The organism is Vallitalea sediminicola, from assembly GCF_054408565.1.
This window is the reverse complement of record NZ_BTPT01000032.1, coordinates 1-26,098: the sequence shown is the minus strand read 5'-3', so window position 1 is coordinate 26,098 and position 26,098 is coordinate 1. Positions and strand designations below refer to the sequence as shown.

Annotated in this window: 18 protein-coding genes; 17 read left to right on the top strand and 1 reads right to left on the bottom strand. The window is 30.7% G+C overall.

What is annotated here, in order from left to right; all coding sequences use genetic code 11:
• Positions 1-67 precede the first annotated feature (67 nt).
• Entirely contained in the window at positions 68-4,660 is a 4,593-nt protein-coding gene (locus ACX6CF_RS14715) for a hypothetical protein (RefSeq protein WP_458786102.1), read from the bottom strand.
• 379 nt (positions 4,661-5,039) lie between these two features.
• On the opposite strand from ACX6CF_RS14715, the gene ACX6CF_RS14710 reads away from it, so the two are divergent.
• The 17 genes from ACX6CF_RS14710 to ACX6CF_RS14630 form a co-directional block, all read left to right on the top strand.
• On the top strand, positions 5,040-6,029 hold the full coding sequence (locus ACX6CF_RS14710; protein ID WP_458786101.1) for a hypothetical protein: 990 nt from the start codon (positions 5,040-5,042) through the stop codon (positions 6,027-6,029).
• Between the two features lie 124 nt (positions 6,030-6,153).
• A complete protein-coding gene (locus tag ACX6CF_RS14705; RefSeq protein WP_458786100.1) occupies positions 6,154-6,651 on the top strand; it encodes a shikimate kinase in 498 nt (165 codons plus the stop codon).
• 102 nt (positions 6,652-6,753) lie between these two features.
• On the top strand, positions 6,754-8,118 hold the full coding sequence (locus tag ACX6CF_RS14700; RefSeq protein WP_458786099.1) for a PhoH family protein: 1,365 nt from the start codon (positions 6,754-6,756) through the stop codon (positions 8,116-8,118).
• Positions 8,119-8,511: 393 nt separating this feature from the next.
• Positions 8,512-9,234 carry a glycerophosphodiester phosphodiesterase gene (locus tag ACX6CF_RS14695; RefSeq protein WP_458786098.1) on the top strand — a complete coding sequence of 241 codons (723 nt, stop codon included), beginning with the start codon at positions 8,512-8,514 and terminating at the stop codon, positions 9,232-9,234.
• A gap of 138 nt (positions 9,235-9,372) precedes the next feature.
• A complete protein-coding gene (locus tag ACX6CF_RS14690; RefSeq protein WP_458786097.1) occupies positions 9,373-10,710 on the top strand; it encodes a sn-glycerol-1-phosphate dehydrogenase in 1,338 nt (445 codons plus the stop codon).
• Positions 10,711-10,897: 187 nt separating this feature from the next.
• The gene (locus tag ACX6CF_RS14685) at positions 10,898-11,623 is read left to right on the top strand and encodes a sulfite exporter TauE/SafE family protein (protein ID WP_458786096.1); all 726 of its coding nucleotides are present in this window, start codon (positions 10,898-10,900) and stop codon (positions 11,621-11,623) included.
• A 181-nt stretch (positions 11,624-11,804) separates the two neighbouring features.
• The gene (locus ACX6CF_RS14680) at positions 11,805-13,160 is read left to right on the top strand and encodes an MATE family efflux transporter (RefSeq protein ID WP_458786095.1); all 1,356 of its coding nucleotides are present in this window, start codon (positions 11,805-11,807) and stop codon (positions 13,158-13,160) included.
• Between the two features lie 75 nt (positions 13,161-13,235).
• Positions 13,236-13,940, top strand: a complete 705-nt coding sequence (locus ACX6CF_RS14675; protein ID WP_458786094.1) for a histidine phosphatase family protein — start codon at positions 13,236-13,238, stop codon at positions 13,938-13,940.
• A 119-nt stretch (positions 13,941-14,059) separates the two neighbouring features.
• Positions 14,060-15,064 (top strand): LacI family DNA-binding transcriptional regulator, encoded by a 1,005-nt coding sequence (locus ACX6CF_RS14670; RefSeq protein ID WP_458786093.1) that lies wholly within the window; start codon positions 14,060-14,062, stop codon positions 15,062-15,064.
• Positions 15,065-15,287: 223 nt separating this feature from the next.
• The gene (locus tag ACX6CF_RS14665; RefSeq protein ID WP_458786092.1) at positions 15,288-15,992 is read left to right on the top strand and encodes a histidine phosphatase family protein; all 705 of its coding nucleotides are present in this window, start codon (positions 15,288-15,290) and stop codon (positions 15,990-15,992) included.
• 80 nt (positions 15,993-16,072) lie between these two features.
• On the top strand, positions 16,073-19,240 hold the full coding sequence (locus ACX6CF_RS14660; RefSeq protein ID WP_458786091.1) for an alpha-mannosidase: 3,168 nt from the start codon (positions 16,073-16,075) through the stop codon (positions 19,238-19,240).
• Positions 19,241-19,700: 460 nt separating this feature from the next.
• The gene (locus ACX6CF_RS14655) at positions 19,701-20,579 is read left to right on the top strand and encodes a carbohydrate ABC transporter permease (protein WP_458786090.1); all 879 of its coding nucleotides are present in this window, start codon (positions 19,701-19,703) and stop codon (positions 20,577-20,579) included.
• A gap of 42 nt (positions 20,580-20,621) precedes the next feature.
• A complete protein-coding gene (locus tag ACX6CF_RS14650; protein WP_458786089.1) occupies positions 20,622-21,476 on the top strand; it encodes a carbohydrate ABC transporter permease in 855 nt (284 codons plus the stop codon).
• A 63-nt stretch (positions 21,477-21,539) separates the two neighbouring features.
• Positions 21,540-22,940, top strand: coding sequence for an extracellular solute-binding protein (locus tag ACX6CF_RS14645; protein WP_458786088.1), 1,401 nt, complete (start codon positions 21,540-21,542; stop codon positions 22,938-22,940).
• A 127-nt stretch (positions 22,941-23,067) separates the two neighbouring features.
• Positions 23,068-24,132, top strand: a complete 1,065-nt coding sequence (locus ACX6CF_RS14640; RefSeq protein WP_458786087.1) for a hypothetical protein — start codon at positions 23,068-23,070, stop codon at positions 24,130-24,132.
• A gap of 93 nt (positions 24,133-24,225) precedes the next feature.
• Complete coding sequence (locus ACX6CF_RS14635) at positions 24,226-25,080, top strand: AraC family transcriptional regulator (protein WP_458786086.1); 855 nt, start codon at positions 24,226-24,228, stop codon at positions 25,078-25,080.
• A 143-nt stretch (positions 25,081-25,223) separates the two neighbouring features.
• Positions 25,224-26,098: sugar phosphate isomerase/epimerase family protein (locus ACX6CF_RS14630; protein WP_458786085.1), on the top strand; the 875-nt coding region annotated here is incomplete at its 3' end.

Here is a 26,098-nt window from a genome sequence, read left to right as displayed (position 1 = left end):
GGAATGAATAACGGTTTGTCAACAATATAAAAAATTATATTATTCTATGTAAAATTTTTGTATACTGCTATTTTGCTTGTGTAAATATTCTGGTAACAGTTTTACTTGGTAATGATCTACCTGTTGCATATTTACGGATGTGAATAGTTATGTCACCAGTCAGATCTGGAAGGTTACTATCGTTATACCTGGTCCAAGTATTCTTATCATCAATAGAAAATTCCATATTTTTATTAATAGTTACAGTATTATTATTATCATTGGATTTAATATTACTAGGATGTATTGTTCTTTGCTCTAATCTGATAAGTTGAGTTTTATCAGTTGCTTTTAATCTAATAAGAATACCGTTAGTAGTAGTCATAGAATCCAACTCATTCTTAGTTAACAATACATTATTTTCATAAGGAGTAATATAAGTGTTACCTCCATCTAAGCTATATTCAGCATATGTTTTAATACCCATGAGCTTATTAGCATCTTGACCATCAAAGGAGAATTTTACAGGATCTAATTCAGCTGGGATTATTATATCTTCTGTATAAGCTATTTCCACAATGTTGCTAGAAGTTGTAGTACCTGTAGCATATTTACGAACATAGATAGTAACATCACCAGTTAAATCAGGATTATCATAACCATCATATTTAGTCCAGTTAATTTTATCAAAAGAATACTCTAAGCTTGTATCTAAGAGAATAGTATTATCAGCATCATTGACACCTAGGCTACTAGAGCTTAGATTAATATCATCAATAAAGATTGTATAAGTTTCATCAATGTCTTTAGTTCTGACTAATATATTATCATTATAATTAATAGATTCAAGTTCAGCATCAGATAGTAATACGTTATCCTCAGAAGGAGTAGTATAAGTGATACCACCATCCAAGCTATATTCTACATCGGAAGTAATCTCCATAAGTCTACCCGCATTATCACCACTAAAGGAGAATGAAATATCAGATAATACTATAGATGAAGTATCACCAGTAAATTTTCTAGTAACAATTGGACTAGGTAGAGAAGTACCTCTAGCATATTTACGAACATGAATAGTTAAATTACCAGTCAAATCAGGAAGATTGCTGCCATTATATTTAGTCCAAGTCTCTTTATTGTCAATAGAAAATTCCATGTATTTACTAAGACCTTTTAGAGTATTTTCGGTATCATTAGCTTTTATTGTGCTGTTCCATAATCCGTTTTTACCAATTTTAATTAATTGAGTATCATCAGTATCTTTCATTTTAAGAAGAATACCATGAGCAGGAGTAATTGACCCTAACTCATCTTTAGTAAGCAGTACATTATTTTCATAAGGAGTAGTGTAAGTAATACCACCATCTAGGCTATATTCAGCATCTGTTGTAATGCCCATGAGTTTCCCTGCATTCTGCCCATCAAAAGAGAATTTGGCTATAGTATATTTAACAGAAACAATGTTACTGGAAACAGTAGTACCAGTAGCAGCTTTACGAACATAAATAGTAACATTACCAGATAAATCAGGAGCATTATTACCATTGTATTTAATCCAATTGACCTTATCAAAAGAATATTCGTGGCTAGTATATAACTTAATAGTGTTATCAGTATCATTAGGAGATATACTATTAGTATTTATATTACGACACTTATTAATATTAATTGTATAAGCCTTATCATTACCTTTGGTTCTTAATAAAATATTATCATTATAATTAATAGATTGAAGTTCAGCATCAGTAAGTAGTACGTTTGCTTGGGAAGGAGCAGTATAAATTTTACCGCCATCTAAACTATATTCTATGTCAGGAGTAATACCCATAAGTCTACCAGCATTTTCACCGCTAAAGGAGAATGAAGCAGCGGTAAAGGTTTTAGTAACACTAGGGCTAGGTAGAGAATTGTTCTTAGCATATTTACGAACATGAATAGTTAAATTACCGGATAAATCAGGAAGATTGTTTCCATTATATCTAATCCAAGTATTCTTATTATCAATAGAAAATTCCATACCACTTCTAATACCTGTTAGAGTATTTAAAGTATCGTTGGATTTAATTGTACTTCGTAGCAATCCTTCTCTAACAATCTTGATTGTAAGAATATCATCACTACCCTTCATTCTGACAAGAATGCCATGAGTAGTAGTTATAGAGGCTAACTCATCTTTAGTAAGTAATACGTTATCTTCGGAAGGAGTAATATAAGTGATACCCCCATCTAAACTGTATTCGGCATTTGTTGTAATCCCCATGAGTCTACTAGCGTTTTCACCACTGAAAGAAAATGTAGCAGCAGTAAATTTCCTAGCAATAATATTACTTGGTAGATAAAGACCAGCAGCAGCTTTACGAATATATATTGTTACATTACCAGATAGATCAGGCAGGTTTTCTCCAGTATATCTCGTCCAAGCAATTTTATCTAAAGAAAATTCCATTGTTTTATTTAGCCCTGTAATAGTGTTTTCTAGATTATTATGCTTGATAACTTTATCTTTTAGTTGGGGACTATTAATATATATTATAAATGTTTCATCTGTATTAAAAGGTTTAATAATTATATTATTTGTACTACTAATAGATTTTATCGCAGCTTCTGTCAGCGGCAAGTCATCTTCAGTGGCAGTAGTGAAAGTCTCGCCACCATCTAGACTGTATTTTTCGCCTTTTTTTAATCCCATGAGTCTATTGGTATTTCCACCGTCAAAAGAAAATGAACAGGCAGTGAATTGTCTAGTTAAGATATTACTGGAGAGTTTTGATCCCTCTCCACTTCTTCTTATATATATTGTTATATAAGAAGATAAATCAGGAAGATTATTTTTATACTTAGTCCAATTTACTTTATCTGTAGAAAATTCCATATAATTTTTCATACCTGCTAAAGTGTTTGTTTCATTATCCATTATTACATGAACTTCTTTTAGATAGTATCGATAAATATATAACACATAAGGATCATAAGTGCTGTTGATCCTGACTCTGATGTTATCTTCTGTGTTGACAGAATTTATTTGAGTTTCTGTAAGTAATAAATCATCTTCAGAAACAGTTATATAAGTTTTGCCGCCGTCTATACTATATTCTTCACCTTTTTTGATCCCCATGAGTCTGCCAGCATTTGGTCCGTTTATAGAGAATTTAGCTAGTACTAAATTTCCAGTTTGCATTCTTCTATGTAGTGCTTTAATGGTACTTAGTTGTTCGCTGTCTGTATTTTTATCAAATGCAGCATATATGTCAAGGAGTAGTTCTTGTAATATACTTCTATCATTTTCTGAAATTTGTTGTATTGGTAATCTATTAAGAAGGTCGGTCATAACTTTTGGATGATAAGTAAAATCATCAAGTATATCTGACATTAATTGTTTCCATTCTAAGGTTGTAGCGTTATTGGAAATCATAGAATCTATTTTATAATACCAAGCAATCAAATTGTTTTTATTAACATCTATAGCTTTATTGATAATTTGTAATTCATAAGATGAATCCATTATTTCAGAAAGCCATAGTAATTGATTAGATTTATCAAGGCTATCCCTGTCACTGGTAGCTTCTGCCAATAACTTCGTATATATTGGATGATCTCCCCAAGGTACAGTAGTTGCCGGTCTATTCCAAGCATATCCTATACCACCAATATTATTTCCAAGGCTCCATTTACCCTCACCTGACATGTATAAAAAAGCCATATGGTTAGGCTGTCTTACATCAGTTGAAGGTACACCAAAGGATCTATATATTAAAGTCCCAAAATAGGATATTCTTGTACAGACTCCACCAATCTCAAGGAGATCTTTTAGTGTCCATTCACCTTGATAATTTTTACCGTCCCTTTTTCCATAAGGCATCAAAAAGGCTGCCTTTTTTAGTGCAGGTTGAGTTATGTAGCTAGGGTGTTTGGTTCTAAGATAATCATGAATCCAATCTATATCAGCTTCAGAAGTAGCATTATCAGCTACCATAGTAAGATGTGTAACATCAAGATTATTAAAAGATGGGAATAACTTACCTTCTGTATTAAGTCTTTTATAATGGTTATATCTTACAACTGGATCTATAACTGTATGATTTGAATCATAGGTTTTAATAGGATTTGCATGAACTAAAGCCATTGCAATAGCAAATTTTGCATAGAAGCCATCATGACAATCTTCATCGTTTTCCCATAGATTTTTCCAAACATCTAGAGATTTTACTAGTCTATCTTGTTTATAATCCGATCTTCCTTGTAAAAATAAATTAAGTAGATTGTTTCTATTAAAGATAGTTGATAAGAAAGTAGCATGCTCTGGACTCTTAGCTTTGAATTTTTCTAGATTATCAGCACCAAGTCTATCAATAAAAGTTCTTTTAACTAGAGCAGAGTAGAATTCATTATCTTCTAAGCTTAAGATAATATTATCAATAGCTTCTGGTGTTTTTGATTTGAGATATTCAGTATACTGATTGAGTAAAATCCCATAACTGGCGTTATTAGCATTACTTATAATATTTTCGTTCATAATGGGAAGATTATCATCTTCTAGTTCACTAGTTGCAGAGGGTTCAATTATAGTATTGGTTTCAATTTCAGCCCCATATGTGCTGAAACAAGGGGTTGTCAGACTAATTCCTAGTCCTACAACCATTAATTGAAACAGTTTTGATTTCTTTTTTGCCTTGCTCATATTATTCCTCCTCATTCCACTTTGTTGACAGTAACATATGATTAATCACAGTATAAGTAACAAGTTAATTGTAGCAGTATTCTATTAAATAGAGATATCATCATTTATAACCAAATTTAAGTAGCAAATTGTACCAAAATTTACCATATGTTATATGAAAAGATTATACTATATTGAATATTTTAATAATGCTAAGTATTCATTAGATATCTGAAATATGTATTGAATAGAACATATGTTGATAGCTAGTCTTATACACATTCCTAATTAGTAAACATTAAGAAAAATTTAAGAAATTATTCATGATATAAAAAGAATTTCTAAGTACAATATACTTGTAATTGAATTGAAAAAAATAAACTTTAAGAGGAGTAATAAAATGAAAACTAGAAAATTAATTTATTTGGTGATAGTTATAGTAATGACAATAAGTACAGTAATTTCTGGTTGTAAATCAAAACCAGAGGGAAAAAAACAGGTTGAGAAGCAAAATGATACTGAATTTAGCACTCAACCAAAGGAGGAAGAAGAGCAAAGAGAATCTAAGGAACAAAAGGGGATACAAGATGAGACACAAAATGATATCCCTGAAGAGATTAGTTCCATAATCAGTATATCTGGAAATCAAGAAAGCAGTGCTGTTGTTATTAATACACAAGGTGGACCTATGTATGAATTGGACACAACTATGATAAAAGAAGGAACAGAAGAGATTAAGAACAGAGATTTCTTTATAGTTAATGTACATCAAAAGCAAACCAAGAATCCAGAACTGTTCCAAGACAAAGAAATATCTTTTGAAGAAGCTATAAAATATGATAAGGAAAGCATTCAGATGTTAGCAAAAGTAGTAAAATATTATAAAGAACAAGGGAAAAAGGTGTATGTTCTAGGAATATCTTTTGGAGCCTTTATGGTTCAAGAATTAATCTCAGAATATGGTGTTGATATAGCAGATAAATATTTAATTATTGTTGGTAGACTGGATATGCCAGAGGTTATTTGGAAATCTTTTAGTAAAGGTGGTACAGGCTATTTTGTAGATGGTGTCAAGGCTGTGGTTAATGAAAATGGAATAATGGATGATCCTGAATCAGATGTCAATCCTAGTGAAAACGAAAAAAATATAAGTAAATTAGCAGCTGGATTAGGTAAAAATAGATACACTGAAAAGTTAGAGAAATATGATTTGAAGAATATTACTTACATTAGTGCAATGGAAGATGAAGCTGTTGGAAGGTTATCAGAAGAAGAAATCAATTTCTTAAAATCAAAAAATGCTAAAATCATATTATCAGAAGGTGGACATGGTGAGGTTATATCCAATGAGATAGTAAATGGATTTAAAACCACATTTGGACTTGAGTAGTTCTAGACCACCTATATTGAAATAAACCATCATATAAAGTATAATAAGAAAAAAATTAAAGAATACTTAATTTATATTATATAGAGAACATAATATTATACTATCATATGAGAGGAAGCATAAGATGAAAAATATTGTATTAACTGGTATGCCGGGAGCAGGAAAAAGTACAATTGGCGTGGTATTAGCGAAAACTTTGGGATTTACATTTATTGATTCTGATTTAGTTATACAAAAAAGAGAAAACAGATTGTTACAAGAGATTATTGATGATATTGGAATGGAAAAATTTTTAGATGTGGAAAAAGAAGCAGTTCTAAGTATAGATGCATCAAAATCAGTTATAGCAACAGGTGGAAGCGTGATTTTTAGAGATGAAAGCATTGAGCATCTGAAACAAAGTGGAAATATAATTTATTTAAAAGTTTCTTATGAAGAAATTGAAACAAGAGTTGATAATATAACTACTAGAGGCATAGCTATGGCAAAAGGACATACGTTAAGTGATGTGTATGATCAAAGAGTTAAGGTGTATGAAAAATATGCAAATATAGTTATTGATTGTGATAATAAAAGCTTGGAAGAGATTGTTAAGGACATAAAAGAAAGTATAGAGGAATAGAATAATATTATCATAAGAATGACTTAAGAACATGACAAGGGAAATGTCACCGACTTTCCCTTGTCATTCATGACGTTTAGTTAGAAGCGTTAAATATAGCCTTTGAGGGGAGGAAATTATACGGTTAAAAACTATATAATTGATACTAATGTAATGATTCATGATCCTGAATTTATGCATAATTTTGCAAACAGCAATATAATTATACCCTTACTTTGCATAGAGGAACTAGATAATCTAAAAAAAAGAGAAGGATTAGTTGGATTTCATGCTAGAAAGGTAGCTAAAGAGATTAAATCATTAATGGAGCAGGGAGATATAGAAAAAGGAATAAAATTACCCGATAAAAGTGTTTTGCGTGTAGAATTGAATCATATGGATATAAGTATTCTACCTAATGGTTTTGATACCAGTAAAAATGACTCAAGAATATTAGCTATTGTGCTAAGTCTAAAAGAAGTCAATAAAGATGGACCAATAATATTAGTGACAAAAGATTTATATATGGCTATAAAAGCTAAGTCATTAGGAATTGAAGTAGAAGATTATCAAAGTGATCGTATTGACATTGATACTATCTATAAAGGTTATACCGAGATTGAACTATTGTCAAAAGAGATTGATAAAATATTTGATGAAGGATTGGAAGTTCCGAGGAATCTAGAAGAAGAAATATATCCTAATGAATTTTTCCATATTAAAAGTAAGGATAAAGTTGCTCATGAAATACTAGCTAGGTATGATGGAGAAAAAATAGTGCCTCTTACACATGCTAACGAGAGTGCATGGGGGCTAAACCCTATTAATAGAGAGCAAAAAATGGCATTTGAATTACTTATGAATCCAGAAATACACTTTGTAACTATCATAGGGGGTGCAGGATCGGGAAAAACAATTCTAGCCACAGCGACAGCACTGCAAAATGTAATAGAGACAAATAAATACAGAAAGATAGTTTTTGTAAGGCCAGTAATAGCAGCAGGAAATGATATAGGTTATCTGCCAGGGACAGAAAGAGAAAAATTAAAACCTTGGATGGGAAGTTTCTATGATGCAATAGAGAATTTATCGGATATAAAAGAAACTCATAAGAATAATGGAGGAAAACCTACATTTACCGTTGAGGATTTTATAGAGCAATTTCGACAGAGGGGAGTTATTGAAACTAAGACTTTTACATATATGAGGGGTAGAACGTTCACTAATTCTTTAATCATAGTTGATGAGGCACAGGAAATGACACCCCATTTAGCAAAACTTATGTTAACCAGAGCTGGAGAACATTCCAAATTTGTATTTTTAGGTGATCCTAGTGATAATCAGATCGATAATAACTATATAGATTCAAAATCCAATGGCTTGGTATATACAGTAGAAAAGATGAAGGCTTTTAATATAACGGGGCATGTGGCACTTAAGAGAGTAGAACGTAGTCCTCTAGCTGAGATTGCAGAAAAGAATATGTGACAACAAAAGATCATATGTATAAGAGCGTAAAGCTCAATTTAGACTGTCGACAAAGTATTAAACAGACAACGGTCGTATATTGAAATCATAAATAGCCAGCAGTTATATCAACTAGAAGAAAAAGTGTTTTGTGATTATATCCAAGATTACATCAAGCAAAATAATATATGTATATGTGAAGTAGTGAGGCAGGACGCCGAACCCAGCTTTTTGCTCAGGACGAGCAAGTAGCTGGCGAAACATATACATATATTATTTTGCAAAAGGCAAGTCAGGACAAAACATTTTTTCTGACTTACTTGTACAGTAAAACCAAATGCATATTGACAATCTGGAATCGATTCCATATAATTGTAATTAATAATAGATTATACATCTTCTAGGAGGAGAAAAATGAGCAGATTACCATTAATTACAGCACACGCAGGTTGTATGAATACAGTACCAAACACAATCGAATCAATAATGAAAGGAATAGAAGAAGGAGCAGATATTATTGAAGTTGATGTAAGAGCCACCCAAGATGGTATTCCAGTACTAATTCATGACTCTTCAGTTAATACAATATCAGGTAAAGTGATGCAAATTGGTGAAGTGACTTTTAAAGAATTAAAGGAACATACAGGAAATAAGCTAATAACTTTGACAGAGGCATTGGATATAGCACATCAAAATAATACAGTGCTCAATTTGGATATAAAATCATTAGATGCAATTGATTCTATAGCAGCGCTAGTAACATATAAAAAGATGAATGATTATATTATTCTTTCAGGCTGTAAAAAAGAAAAAGCAATGTATCTATACAAGAACTATCCACAATTTCAATATTTATTGAATGTAGATACTAATTTATTGGATAGAAAAGATATTGATAGTCAATCCATAATAAAAGAAATTTGTCATGAAGCTAATACTATATCTTGTTGTGGTATCAATATTGATTACAAATATTGTAATAAAGAATTAGTTGAATATGCACATTCAAGATTCTTACCTGTAGCAGTATGGACTATAGATGATGAGTGCGATATGGAAAAATATATAGAATTGGGAGTATATTCTATAACGACAAATAATGTAAATGCGTTGAAGACTATAAAAAGGATTCATTAAGTATATATATCAAGTAGAATTCTAATAAATGGAAAGAGGATAAAACCTCTTTCTTTTTTTTGAATAAAAATGTAAAATAATAGATATTAAAGAACTTAGTAAGTATAAAATAAAATAATCTTATAATGGAGGCAAATTATGGACTTTAAAACATTCAGGATTCAAGATTTTCTTAACAAAAGTTTTAAATGTAATTGCAAAAAAGAGCACAGTACATCTATTGATGACATTCTGATAGATGAAAATGTGATACTTGAATTGCCAAAACTCATTAATAAATATGATTATAAAAAAATACTAATTATTTCAGATGTTAATACCTATAAAATTCTAGGAAAAGATGTAGAATATTTATTAAATGATAATAAGATAAATTACACTTCGTATGTATTTCAGGAAACGAATCAATTAGTCCCTGATGAACTAGCAATAGGAAAACTTCTGACCCATATTGACGAGGACATGGATTTAATGATAACAGTAGGTTCTGGTACTTTGAATGACTTATCAAAATTTGTAAGTTATAAGATACATATTCCATATTTTGTTGTAGCTACAGCGCCATCTATGGATGGGTATGCTTCAACTGTTTCAGCACTTATAGTCAATAATCTGAAGACTACATATGAAGTTGCTTCACCTAAGGCAATAATAGCAGATATAAACACCATAAAGAATGCTCCTATGGAAATGATAACAGCTGGATTAGGAGATATATTAGGTAAATACACATGTTTATGTGATTGGAAAATAAGTTCAATAATCAACAATGAATACTATTGTGAAAGCGTTGTGGATTTAGTAAAAGAATCTATACAAAGATGTGTAAGGAATATAGATGGTATTAAAAATAGAGATACAGATGCCATAAAAAATTTAACTGAAGGACTGATACTATCAGGTATTGCCATGAGTTTTGTAGGTAATTCAAGACCAGCTTCCGGCGGCGAACACCACTTATCTCATTACTGGGAAATGATGTTCCTATTTCAGGGTAAGGAAGCGGTGCTTCATGGTACAAAAGTAGGTATTGCTACCCTTATAATTGCTAAGCTATATGAAGGGCTTACTAATACCAATGTAGATTTTGATAGAGCAGTAAAACATGCAGAGGAATTCGACTATGATAACTGGGTTAAGAATATAAAAGAGAAATATAAATACGCTGCTGATGGTATTATCAAGTTGGAACAAAAGACTAACAAGAATTCTAAGGAAGAACATAAGATAAGAATAAAAGTAATAGAAGAGAATTGGGACGAAATAATTAATACAATAAAAGATATCATCCCCCCTTCGGAGGAACTAAAAAACATGCTGAATAAGGTAGGGGCTTCTATTACCCCAGATCAAGTTGGAGTAGATGCCACTACAGTTTCAGATAGCATAAAGATAGCTAAAGAATTAAGAGCTAGATATACCATATTGCAACTTTTATGGGACTTAGGATTACTGAAAGAATTTGCATCTATATAAAGTATAAAATAGCCAACAATCATTCTCGAAGAACAAAATATTTTTTTGACTTAGTGGTACAACAAGCTTAGAAGCTACAATATAAATCTTTTTGCCAAAAAAGTCAAAACATGATATATTTTAGTATGATGATAAAAGTTAAAAAGTAATTATATGCTATAGATTGACTAGATATAAGGAGAATAACATGACAGAAAAAATATTGACTTTAATGATTTGTTTCGGTGGTAGTTTGATTCAAGGTTTATCAGGATTTGGTTTTGCAATGTTTGTCATGTTTTTTCTTCCATTTATTATGCCTTTAAAAGTAGCAGCTGTGGTAACTGGGTTGCAAACATTTTTTATGGGTACTTATGTTGTTTTTAAATTCAGAAAACATATTGATTATAAAATCGCTATGGTACCTTTGATATCCTCATTAGCACTTGTACCTATTGGTGTGCGTTTACTTGTCTTTGGCAATGAGAATGTATTAAAAAGAATTCTTGGAGTTACTATAGTTGCCATTTCCATTTTTCTATTCATAAAAAGTAAAAAAGATATAAAAATTAAAACTAATACAAAAAACGGTATTCTAGCAGGTTCATTAAGTGGTATCATGAGTGGAATGTTTAATGTTGGTGGACCACCTTTGGTTGTATATTATTTATATGGAATTAAAAGTAGGTTGTCTTATAAAGCAACCTTGGAATTCAGTTTTTTAATTAGGTCACTGATGATTGTAATTATGCATGCCATATATGGAAATATTAGTAAGGATATAATAATTTTTGCTCTTTATGGAGGCATAGGTACCAGTGTTGGGAACTTATTAGGATTAAGTATGTTCCAAAAAATTAATAGTGTTGTACTACATAAAATTGTTATCATATTAATGTTCATTCTTGGGACTTTGTTAATTATAAATAAATGATAAATAAATTATAAAAAAATAGTAATCATAATAAAAAGAAGGGGATACCTTCTTTTATACTATTATGAAAAAAACGTAGTTGACATTTTTAGATAAAACTACTAAACTGAATTTTACAGACAAGAAAAATAGTAGTTGTTTTGGTTACAATATAGCTATACTGAAAGGAAAAGTCACGATAATGAATGATAATACAAAAGAGAACAAGATGGGTACAATGAAAGTATCAAAGCTTATGATTTCCATGTCAATACCAGCAATATTAGCTATGTTAGTTCAAGCATTATATAATATAGTAGATAGTATATTTGTTTCTAGAGTAAGTGATGATGCATTAACAGCTGTTTCCCTAGCATTTCCAATACAGTTAATAATTATTGCTTGTTTTGTTGGACTGGGGATAGGAATCAATTCACTTATTTCAAGAAAATTGGGAGAAAAAGATAATGAAGCTGCATCTAATGCGGCTGAACATGGTATACTGTTATGTATTGTTTTATATGTAATCATTTTATTGGTGGGTCTTTTATTTGCCAATAGTTTCTTTGCTCTATTTACAGAGAGTCAAAATATTATTGACTTAGGGACAGTGTATATAAAAATAATAATGATATTCTCATTTGGACGATTATTAGCTCAAGCAGGAACCAGTATTCTCCAAGGTAGCGGTAATATGATTCATCCAATGATATCACAGCTGTTTGGAGCTGTAATAAATATTATTCTAGATCCGATTCTTATATTTGGATATTTTGGATTACCAGCAATGGGAGTCAAAGGTGCAGCTATTGCTACTGTAATAGCTCAGATATTATCTATGATATATATATTGATCGTTTTATTTACCAAACATAATAGTGTTAAGTTGAACTTAAGAAATTTCAAATATGATAGTAAGATATTAAAAGGAATAATGCAAGTTGGATTACCAGCAACAATAATGCAAGCGATAGGTTCTGTTATGGTTACTGGATTAAACTTGATTTTAGCAGGTTTTGGAGATGCATCCGTTACAGTTCTAGGAGTTTATTATAAACTTCAATCACTTATATTTATGCCTGTATTCGGACTATCCCAAGGGATTATGCCTATAATTGGATATAATTATGGATCTAGGAATAGGGAACGACTTATGAAAGCATTAAAACTTGGTTTAATTGCTGCCGTTGTATATATGACAAGTGGCTTTTTAGTTTTTCAGATTATGCCAACTCAGTTATTAGAACTATTTAAAAGTTCCGATGAAATGATGAAAATTGGAGTTAGAGCATTTAGAATCATAAGTTATGTATTTCCTTTAGCCGCAGTATCTATTATGTATGGTACTGCATTTCAAGGAATGGGAAAAGCATATATTAGTATGATTGTTTCTATTTTAAGACAATTAGTAGTATTATTGCCAGGAGCTTTTATCCTCGGTAAAATATTTGGACTAGATGGAGTATGGTTTTCATTCGTACTTGCAGAAGTTGTAGGGATTATAGTTGTGTTACTATCATTTAAAAAATTATATAAGAATCAATTGTTAAAATGGTAGTATAGGGGAAATATAATTATTTAATCTGTAATGTAATAACCTAATGTTTTGAAAGTGGAGAAGGAGAATGAGATTATGAGATTATATATTATTCGTCACGCAGAACCAGATTACAAGAATCATACAATTACTACAGAGGGGCATGAGCAAGCTAAAGCGTTAGCTAAAAGGCTTAATAAAGAAGGCATAACCAAGATTTATTGTTCACCACTGGGAAGAGCCATTGATACAATGAAATATACTGCAGATTTAATGGATATTAAACCAGAAATAATTGAGTGGACACAGGAAATACCAAGAATGCCAATAAACAATGATGATATTGAAGATTGCCCTGCTTGGAATCTACCAGGAGAAGTAATCTTTGAAGAATCATCTTATTTGACTCTAACAGATTGGCATAACCTACCAATAATAAAAGATGTAAATGCTAGAGAAAAATTCACTGAGATACAAGAAGAATCAGATATGTTTTTAAAACAGTTAGGATATGAGAGAATAGGCAGTAAATATCGTGTATTAAAACCTAATAGAGAAAAAATAGCTATTTTCTGTCATGGAGGTTTTGGACGAACTTGGCTTTCTCATTTACTTAATATACCGTCACCTATTTTTTGGGCAAGCTTTTTCATTCAGACAACTTCTGTTACAACTATTTTATTTGAAGAAAGATCAGAAGAATGGGCTGTACCTAGATGTATAGGATTTGGAGATACATCTCATTTGTATGAAGCAGGAATGGAATGTTCATCAACTGGATTAAGTGCAAATTTTTATTAGATCAACCTTATATAGAAAAAGTAATCAGTTCTGGCTTAAATAAGGCACTATATTGAATAAGCGTATAATCTATGATAGAATTTCTATGAACATAGTATCGGGGAATAGGAGGAGAACAGATGGCTGTAAAAATTAAAGACGTAGCTAAAAAAGCTGGTGTTTCAGTTACAACAGTATCAAGAGTTTTAAATGATGGAAAATATGTTAGTGATGATTTAAAAGAAAAAGTTAAAAAGGTCATAGAAGAACTTGACTATTCACCTAGTTATATTGCGAGAAGTTTGGTATTGAAAAGAACCAATCTATTAGCTGTTATAGTTCCTAATATTACATCTAGTATCAACTCAATTATTTTAAGTAAAATTGAAGAAACAGCGAGTAAAAATAATTATAATATTATAGTATGTAATATGGCTGAAAACTTAGACAAACAATATAAATATCTAAATATTTTCAAAGAAATGAGAGTAGACGGTATTATTATAACCAATGAAAAAATTAATGATGAAACTAGAAATTTCTTAGAAGGTATTGATATCCCTATTGTTTTTGCTAGTGCTAAACCTAGTAACCAAAAACATATAGCGATAGTTGTAAATAATTATCAAGCATCTTATGAAGCTACTGAATATTTAACAAGTCTCGGACACAAAAGAATAGCTTTCATAGGTGGAGATAGACGTGATATCACTTCTGGACAAGAAAGATATAATGGTTATAAAAAAGCGCTAATAGATAATAAAATACCAATAGTTGAAGAATATATCCAATTTGGTAACTATAGTTTGAAAGATGGATACTTTTTGATGGAGAAATTTATGAAATGTGATTCTCTTCCTACTGCAGTATTTGCTGCTAGTGATGATATGGCTGTTGGAGCAATAAATTGTATTAAAGATAATGGATTAAAGGTTCCAGATGATATTTCAGTAGTAGGTTTCGATGGAACAGCGGTGGTTGATATCGTACGTCCAAAATTAACTTCCATGGAGCAACCAATAAAAGAAATGGGGACAATGGCTGTTGAGATGTTGATGCAAAAGATAAATAAACAACAAACTCTAGTAAATGAAATCATTGTAAACCATAAATTAGTTATTCGTGATAGCTGTAAAAGGATATAATTCTAAAATGTTTAATTGATGCTATAGTGTAAGCATTAATGATTCACTTTTCTGCAATAAACCAAGATTAAGTCATTGACAATATGGTATCGATTCCATATAATATAAGTAAATAAAGAATCTTTTGAATAAATTTAGTAAATATTATGCGTATTGAAAACGATACCATAATATTTACATATCAAGGTCAAAAAAATCAATTACAAGGAAGGAAGAATATATTATGAGACTATATATTATTCGTCATGCAGAACCAGATTATGAAAATGACACAATTACTGAGGAGGGTCATAGACAAGCAAAAGCTCTATCAAAAAAACTTCAAAAGGAAGGTATTACCAAGATTTACTGTTCACCATTAGGAAGAGCTGTCGCAACTATGGAATACACTTCAAAATTATTAGGTATTGAGCCAACTATACTTGATTGGACTAGAGAATTATCTAAAATGCAAGTAGAAGATGAGAGAATAGGTAGATTACCAGCTTGGAATCTGCCAGGAGAAATAATTTTTGATGATATATCGTATCTAACTCATAAAAATTGGCATGAACTACCTATAATAAAGCAAGTGAATATCAAAGATAAATACCATGAAATACAGCAAGAATCAGATTCGTTTTTAAAAGAGTCAGGATACGAAAGAATAGGTACCAAATATCGTTTGATAAATCCAAATGAAGAAAAAATAGCTGTTTTTTGTCATGGAGCTTTTGGTAGAACATGGTTATCACAGTTACTTAATATACCTTTAACAATTTTTTGGGCAAGCTTTTGGATCTCACCAACTTCTGTAACAACCATTTTATTTGAAGAACGATCAAAAGAATGGGCTGTTCCTAGATGTATTGGGTTTGGAGATACATCACACTTATATGAAGCAGGTATTGAAAATTCATCAAGCGGGTTGACAGCAAACTTTTATTAATCAGTTGAATATAGCAATATGCCAGGCAAAAAGATATATCGGGTATATTCTTAAGCTAATTCGACTAGGAGGAAGAAGACATGGATATAACTTTGGAAAGATTAAAAAAAATAATTGCAGAGTTAAAGACTTACATATATACGGATAGAGTATATATAGATAATTATAAAATCAAAAAAGGTAAATATAACAGTATTGAAGATGCAGAGCAATCAGTGAATGATTGGAAAGAATTTAGTCGTGGAGATTTTTGGGGTGGAATAGATTGCCATTATTGGTTTAGAACAACAGTTAAGATTCCAGAGTATTTCGTAGGCAAAAAAGTTGGAGTATGCTTTTATACCGATGAACCAAAACCATTATCAGTGGATAATGATGGGTGGGATGTTTACAATCCCCAATTTATCCTATATGTAGATAAAAAGCTAATACAAGGATTGGATATCAATCATAGAGAAGTCAGTATTGCAGATGAAGCTAATGCAGGGCAAGAATATCAAATAGACCTTCATGCTTATATCAGTGGTAAAGAGAAAAAGACTAGTGAACTTTTTGGAGAATTAGTTGTTATTGATGAAACGGTTCGAAAGCTTTACTATAATCTTCAAGTACCTGTATGGGTTGCGGAAAATCTTGAACAAGATGACAAAAAACGTATTGATATGATGACAGTTCTAAACGAAACAATTAATCTAATTGATCTAAGAAAACCTTTTTCAGATTTATTTTTCAAATCCATAAATGAAGCAAATACATTCATTGAACAAGAATTATATAATAAAATGTGTGGCCATGAAGATGTAATAGCCACATGTATTGGACATACGCACATTGATGTGGCTTGGTTATGGACATTAGAACAAACTAGAGAAAAAGTTACACGGAGCTTTTCAACGGTATTGAAACTTATGGAAGAATATCCTGAATATACATTTATGTCAAGTCAACCTCAACTCTATAAATACATTAAAGAAGACCATCCACAGATATATGAAAAAATTAAAGAAAGAATAGAAGAGGGGCGATGGGAACCGGAAGGTTCTATGTGGTTAGAGGCAGATTGTAATATTTCTTCTGGAGAATCGTTGATACGCCAAATTCTACTTGGAAAAAGTTTTTTCAAAAAAGAGTTTGGAGTTGATAATGAGATTCTATGGTTGCCAGATGTATTTGGATATAGTGCAGCATTGCCTCAGATCTTAAAAAAATCGGATATCAAGTATTTTACTACTACAAAGATAAATTGGAATCAGTTTAATAAAATGCCCAATGATACATTTATGTGGCGAGGTATTGACGGTAGTGAAATCATGACATATTTTATATCTACCAGAAATCCTTATTATGATAAAGAAACATACTATACAACCTATAACGGATTCATCCATCCAGGTGCCATCATTGGAGGCTGGGATAGATATCAACAAAAAGATATCAATAATGATATATTGGTTGCATTCGGTTTTGGAGATGGTGGTGGTGGAGCTACAAAAGAAATGCTTGAAACAGGTAGAAGAATGAACAAAGGTATTCCAGGTTGTCCCAAAGTGGAGATAGGAAAAGTAGGAGATTATTTCAACCGATTAGATCAAAAATTTCAAGGGGGCTCACGACTACCTAAATGGGTAGGGGAATTGTATCTAGAATATCATCGTGGTACATATACGTCTATGGCCAAGAATAAAAGGTATAACCGTAAAAGCGAGCTTCTATATCAGGATATAGAGTTTTTATATTCTTTTTCAATGAAATTAGGTGAGAGATATCCTCAGTTGGAGCTTAATAAGAATTGGGAAACAATATTACTAAACCAATTTCATGATATATTACCAGGTACTTCCATAAAAGAAGTATATGAAGATTCTCATAGGCAATACGAAGAAGTATTGGCAGAAGGTAAGATATTAGCGGAAGAAGGTCTGAAAAAGATATCAAGCAATATTCAATTAGAAACAACATCAATAATTGTATATAACACATTATCATTTGAAAGATCGGATATAGCTGTTTTTGATATTTCCAAGGAGTGTGTTCAACCATATATTGAGGATGAAAGAGGCAGTAGCATACCATGTCAGATCATAAAGGAAAATAATAAACGCAAAGCTCTTTTCTTTGCAGAGACAATACCTTCCAAAGGATATAAAGTATTTAAAATCAAAAATGACTATGGGTTAAGTGCAGATAGTGATGAATTGATTGTGGGTTCTACACAGCTAAGCAACAAGTATTTTTCTATTAAACTTGATGAAAATGGTACAATTACATCTTTTTACGATAAGCTTAATGATCGTCAAATACTTCAACAAGGGAAAAGGGGTAATCAGTTGCAAGTATTTGAAGATAAGCCAATGAAATATGATAATTGGGATATAGATATTTATTATAAAGAGAAGATGTGGGAAGTTGATGATGTAATAAAAATTGAAGTCATCGAAATGGGACCTGTACGTGGGGGAATAAAGATTACCAAAAAATTTCTCGATTCCACTATTATTCAGAAAATGTATATTTATAGCAATATTCCAAGGGTTGATTTTGATACATATATTGATTGGAAGGAAAATCAGTTACTTCTAAAAACTGCATTTCCATTAGATATTCAGGCTGAAAAAGCTACATATGATATTCAGTTTGGAAATGTAGAAAGAGTTACTCATAACAATACTTCTTGGGATACTGCACAATTTGAAGTATGTGCACATAAATGGGCTGATTTGTCAGAAGATGCATATGGAATTAGTCTGTTAAATGATTGCAAATATGGTTATGATATAAAAGACAGTAATATGCGTTTAACATTATTGAAGTCAGGGATAGAACCACATGAAGCAGATCAGGGGGAACATAGATTTGTTTATTCTATATATCCTCATGAAGGAAACTGGAAAAGTGGGAAGACAGTTCAAATGGCATATAACCTTAATATACCATTATACACAAGAATAGAAGAGGCTCATGAAGGTATTCTTCCTGAAAAATTATCAATGATAAAAGTGGATAAAGAAAATATTATTATTGAAACTATAAAAAAAGCTGAAGATGGTAATGATATTATTATTAGACTATATGAATGCTATAACAGAAGATGTGAAGTATCCATTGAGTTCTTTAGTAAATTAGATGAAGTGATTGAATGTAATATGATGGAAAAAGATAAAGAAAATATACCAATTAATGGTAAAAGTTTTAGTTTCTTAATTAAACCTTATGAAATTAAAACATTCAAATTAAAGTTCAAATTATAAAAATGAAGAAATATATTGAACTTATTATTGGCAATATAGGGGTTAAGTTCAATATATATAATAGTAAAATAAGTATAGAAGAAGCTATACTAACAGGAGTAGTTATAGAATAATTATAGGGTCGTAAAGCAACTTGTACGTATTAGTACATTAATTAAAAAATATTTATGAGCATAACTATTGACAATGTGGAATCGATATCATATAATAATGTTATAAATAGTATACATAAAACCGAATATTTGAGCAAACATTAATGAAAATGTTAATAACTAAATGTTGTAACATGCAACTTATTTGTTGAAAGTGTACTAATGTTTTGAAATTTAAGGTTTAACTTAATAGCATTTTAAATGGTATATGGTATCGATATCATGAAGTGCTTAACATGTTTCTTTAGAAATTATCATAAGAGGTACTATGTATTATATTTAATGTACAAAAAAGGAGTATGGTTAAGATGAAGAAGAAGAGCAAAAAGACACAATTGGTATGGTATTTATTTTTACTCCCTAGTTTTTTGGGTTTAGCCTTATTTATGGCTTATCCTGTTATTGAATCATTTAGATTGAGTTTTTTCAGGTCAAATGGAACCATTGAAAAATGGGCAGGTATTGATAACTATATATATGTACTAAAAAACGTAGGATTTTGGCAGGCGGTACGTAATACGTTTTATATCGGTTTTTTCCAATTGCTTATATCTATACCACTTGGATTTATTATTGCTTCAGTAATCAATCAAATGAAATGGTTTAAGAATTTCTTTAAAGTAATATTTTTCATACCTTATGTTACATCAATTGTAGCAGCAGCAATGGTTTTCCTTTATGTTCTACATCCAGATATGGGTCTTTTAAATACTTTATTAAGTAATCTAGGACTTCCTACTTCCACATGGTTGGCAGATTCAACAACTGCACGATGGGGAGTAATTATTTTATCTGTTTGGCATCAACTTGGTTTTATTATAATAATTAGTTTAGCAAATCTACAAGCTATACCAAACGATATTTATGAAAGTTCATCAATAGATGGAGCTAATAAGTTCAAACAATGGTGGTTTATTACTATTCCAAATATGACAGGTACTTTTTCATTTTTCATTGTAATGGGTTGGATTGGAGCTTTGAAACGTTTTTCAGAAACCTATATATTAGGAGGTTTACAAGGAAGTCCAGGAAGATCACTTTATACAATCGTTGGATTTATTTATGAAAGAGGTTTTGGAGGGAATGAATTTGGTGTAGCATCAGCAGCAGCTTATATATTATTTGCTATCATTCTTGTATTCACGTTGTTTAATTTAAAAATATCTAAAATGAATAAAGCTAATTAATACAATAAAACAAACTAAAAAATATCTAAGAAGGTGTAGAAGATGAGTAAAATTGGTTCAAATAAATCAAAAAGGTTAACAATAGAAATATTAAAAGTTGTTGTCTTATTTTGTTTTGGTCTTGTTATGATGGGACCATTTATATGGATGGTTAGTGTTAGTTTTGAGAGAATGGCGAATATTCAACCACCATTCCCACCAAGATTATTTCCAAAAGAATTTTCATTTTTTAATTATAAGATTATTTTAGAAAACGGTAGTTTACTTAGATCCTATATGAATTCATTTATAGTTGCTTTGGGTTCTGTTGCATTAAATATTTTTTCTGCGTTATTGGCAGGATATGCATTTTCTAAAGGGGTATTCAAAGGAAAAAAAATATTATTTGTAATTATTTTGACTACTATGATGATTCCAGGAGAAATAACATTAATACCAATGTATATGATGTTTAATAAAGTAGGACTCTTAAATACGTTCTATCCTATTATTTTCCCAAGTCTATTATTTGGATTTGGAATAATATTGACTAAACAATATTTCGATAAATTACCAAATAGTTTAAGAGAAGCAGCTCAGATTGATGGAGCAAGTGAAGTTAGAACATTTACACAAATATTTTTACCATTAACAGGTCCGATATCAGCTACATTAATAATTTTATCTTTTATGAGAAGCTGGAATAGCTTTATCTGGCCAATGATTGTACTTAGCGATCAAAAATTACAAACAGTTCCGATTTATTTAGCTAGTTTTTCCATGGAAGATGGGACACGTTATGCTGGATTGACAATGGGATTAGCTACGGCTAGTATTCTTCCAGTTGTATTAGTATTCCTATTCTTGCAAAAATATATTATCCAGAGTGTTGCTTTAAGCGGACTCAAAGGAGAATAAGTAAAGAGATGATGGAAAACATCTCAAGGCTAATTATAAACATAATTTAAGGAGGAAAAAATTATGAAAAAAACTATGGCTTTAATTTTAATTGTGGTATTAATGATGTCAACATTTTTAGTTGGGTGTGGGTCAAAAGATAATGATAATAAAACTGATAATAGTACAAGTAATGATAATACAGGCACAACTGATGATAACAAAGATGTATCCCAAGAAAAAGAATGGACAGGAACTATTAGGGTTCAAATGATTGGTTCATTCAAAATGGAAGATTCAACAGATCCAGTTTCTGGTGTTAAGACAAAAGGTGTCCATCTTTTGAAAGAAGAGTTTGAAAGAACTCATCCAGGTGCTACAGTTGAATATGTATTAATGGGATGGGACAGTTATCAACAGAAAACACAAGCTATGTTAATGTCTGGTGAAGCAGATGTATATCAAGTTCCAGGAATTGCAAGTTTTACTGCTCAAGGTTTATTAGAACCTCTAGCTCCTTTTATTGAAAAAGAAAATTATGATTTAGATAAATACATCAATGGACAAGTTAATGGTTGGAAAGCAATGGGTCCTGAAGATGAAGATCTAGAGATATATGGTGTTCCAGTTTTAGGAGATACAAGAGTTATTGTATATGACAAGCAATTATTTGATGACTGGGGCGTTGAATATCTTTCAGAAGAACCTACTATAGATGAAATATTGGAAAAAGCAGAAAAGATGACAGGAAAGAATCCTGTAACTGGTGAGCAAAATTATGGTGTGTATTACAGAGGTAAATATGCTTCTGATTTAGCATTAAATATAGGTGAATCTTTTGGTGGAACATGGGGAACTGGTTTCAGATACAAAGATTTAGAAGTTAATTTTAACTCTGATGAAATGAAAAAAGGTGTAGAGTACTTAAAAGAAGCGGTTAAATATGCTCCAAGTGGTATTTTATCAGAACAAGGAAACGAGTTATTCTTAACAGAGAATAATAATATTGCAATGACATTAAGAATAGGTCCTGGATTCTTAAAACCTATTTACTCAAATGGATTAGATAAAAGATATGAAGCATCTCTACTATTTGTAAATCCTGAAAAAGGAATGGGTGGAGTATTTGAAGGTAGTCCATGTGCAATCGGAAAAAGCAGTGAAAATAAAGATCTTGCTTGGGAATATCTAAAATTCACTGGAAGTGAATATTACCAACAATATTTATGGGATGAATATATGGCAGCACCTGTATTAAAATCTGCTGCTGAATGGGAACATATAAAAGCAATACCACAGATGGAAGTAATACTAAAAGCAATGGGTAGATTATGGGGACCACGTTATCCTTATCGTTCTGCACAACCTAAATCAATATTAGCATCTAATGTTGAATTAGCATTATTGGATAAAGCCACTGTTGAAGAAGCATTGGACAATGCTCAAAAAGAAACAGAGGATTGGATAAAAGAACAACAAAAATAAGATGGTACTTAATAATTTCTTAAACAAAACATAATAAAAAAGCTGTAAAAGGGGCTGTGTCTATCATACAAAAGGTTGTTTACATAAATTGTATTATGAGACAGCCCCTTATTTATAGGAGGACATGATGAATAAGATTGAAATAGAAAAAATTGAAGCAGCAGTTGATAAAGCTAATGACACTTCAGGAGTTGAAGCGTTGGTGGTTATTCCAGAGCTAAATGATATTGATGAATTAAACAAATGCGATGTTCAAGGACAAAAAGATTATTTGAAGATAGTTCTATTTAATGCTGAAAGAGGCAAATATATAGATGAAATTGATGCATATATGAAGTATCATCCAGTACTTAAAGATGCTGATATTATTTTCTTCAATGAATTGGATAAGGGAATGATTAGAACAGGGAATAGAGACACTGCGTTGGAACTTGCCAACAAGCTTTCAATGAACTATATGTATGGAGTAGAATTTTTAGAACTAACTAAAGGAGGATCAAAAGAACGAAAAGTGCAAGGAGAGAATAATGAGGCTTTTCATGGAAATGCTATTATGTCTCGTTATAAACTATATGATTCTCACCTATTAAGACTTCCTTTGGAATATGATTGGTTTCATGATAATCAAAAGCGTCTAGGAGGAAGAATGGCGTTATTTACTAAGGCAATGGTCGGGAATAGGGAAATAGGACTTGTTTGTACTCATTTAGAAAATATGACATCTCCAAAAGGTAGGATGAATCAGATGAAGTACATATTAGAACAAGCAGAAAAAGAATATAATGATATTCCAGTTATAATTGCAGGAGATATGAACACAAATACTTTTAATAGTAATGATAAGAAAGAAGTAGAACAGGCATATATTAATTTTGAAACGGAGACAGATAGAATTTATTCGCCACAATTATATGAACCACTTATTACAGCTGTTGAAAGGTATGGGTTTGATTATGCTAATGCAAATGTAAAAGGTAAACTAACACGTAGAAAACATAAAAAAGGGAAAGATGATTTATTACTTAATCTAGACTGGTTTTTTGTCAAGGATATGTACTGTCATCAAACTAATGTTGTAAATACTATTTTTTGTAATAAAGAGCTATCTGGATTTCAAATGAAAGATAGTGAAGGCATTGAAATATCAGATCATAATGCTATTGTACTAAAAGCTTATTTCAAAAAAAATTAATAGTGTTAAAGGGGATGGTTAATTTGAATACTTGAAGAGTTATTTTCTAATAGTATATAATAAGGTTAGATGTATATGAATGGAGGTTACATTGTGGATATAAATGATATGGAGAAAACTAATACTGAAAATACTGTATATGAATTTGACAAAAGACATATTAAGTTATATAGCATACCAGATTTTGTAGCAATCGGCTGTGTGAAATCTGATAAGAAATGGAGTTTTTATGAGCATATACACTATTCACATGAATACATATATGTGAAGAAGGGAAGTATAAAATATTGGTGTGACGGGCAAGAATTCATTGTACAAGAGGGAGATTTCTACTTCATACAGCCGGGACAAAAGCATAGAGAAATAAGTTATAGAGAACCTATAGAATTCAGATATCTGAAGTTTAGATATAACAACAATAAAAAGATTGAAGACCCTAGTCTACAAATAATTAGAAATGTGGATAAGAATGTTATTGAGCTAATAGAAAAAATCCTTTTGGAATTGGAGAATCAACAATCTGGTGCTAAGCAAATAGTAGAAGCAATTATTCTGGAACTCATCTGGAGTGTAAGAAGGATATTAAATATTGTAGATGATTTTAATCCAAATAAATTCGGTTATAAGAATACGCTTGTTAAAAAAGCAGTTGAGTATATTAAATTGAATAAATTTCAAAAGTTGACAGTGAAACAAATTGCTGATAGTTGTAACGTATCACCTGATTATCTATCTCATATTTTTAAAGATATTACAGAACTCACACTTTTGCAATTTATTGAAAGTATTAGAATGAATGAAGCCATGAGCATGATTATCAATAGTGATTTAAATATTAATCAAATCGCTTATAAATTAGGGTACAATGATTCTTTGTACTTCTCTAAAAAATTCAAGAAATCATTTGGAATGTCTCCATCAAATTATAGAAAACAGAATAAACCATAATTGGAGCAGAAAAGACCATGTTCATGGAAATAAAAAGATTATAATATTACTATAAAGTTTTATTGATTCCACATATTTAATTGTAAGGAGTTAATTGATTTTGTTGCTAGAATACCATGGAAAGAAATGAACGGAGGTTAATTATGGATTATAATTTTTCATGTTCAACTTCTTGGAATGGGCATAAAGCCCAACAAAAAGGTTTTACAGGTTATAATATGTTATGTGAAATACAAGATTTGGGATTTAATCAAGTAGAATTAAATTATAATATAACTAAGCAGACACTCAAGGAGATGTATCCATTATTGGAAACTGGAAAAATGAAAGTATCTAGTTTACATAATGTGTTTCCTAAAGCACCAAAAGAATATGGACCATCTTCAATATTATTGGGTTTTGAAGACAAATATAAAAGAAAACAAGCGATAAATTATACTATAAGAACAATTGAATATGCCAAAGAGTTAGGCGCAAAAGGAGTGGTTATTCATTCTAGTAAATTAATTGTATGCCCAGAGGATGATGAATATTATAATGAAGAGCTAAGAAGGGTTTGCTTGAAATATGGTATTGATTCTAACGAATACAAGGAATTATGTAAAGTGGCTATGTCTCTTAGAAAGAAAAAAAGTATAAGGCAGACAGAATTGATTATTGAGAGCCTAGAAGAAATTTGTGATTATATGTATAAAAAAAATATAGATGTTAAATTAGGGCTGGAAAATAGAGCCATGTATCATGAGATGCCTGACGAAGAAGAGTATAGAATGATTTTTGATAGATTATTCGATGAACCAGTATACATGTGGCATGACATTGGTCACGGAGAAATGCTTAACCAATTAGGATTATTTAATAGTTTTAAAGTACTTCGAAAGTATAGGAATAAATTATTAGGAGTACATATACACGATGTTGATGATAAATTCTTAGATCATCTAGCACCTTATTCAGTAAGTAATAAACTAGATAATTATCTAGATATAATAAATCTAGCTCCAATAAAAGTGTTGGA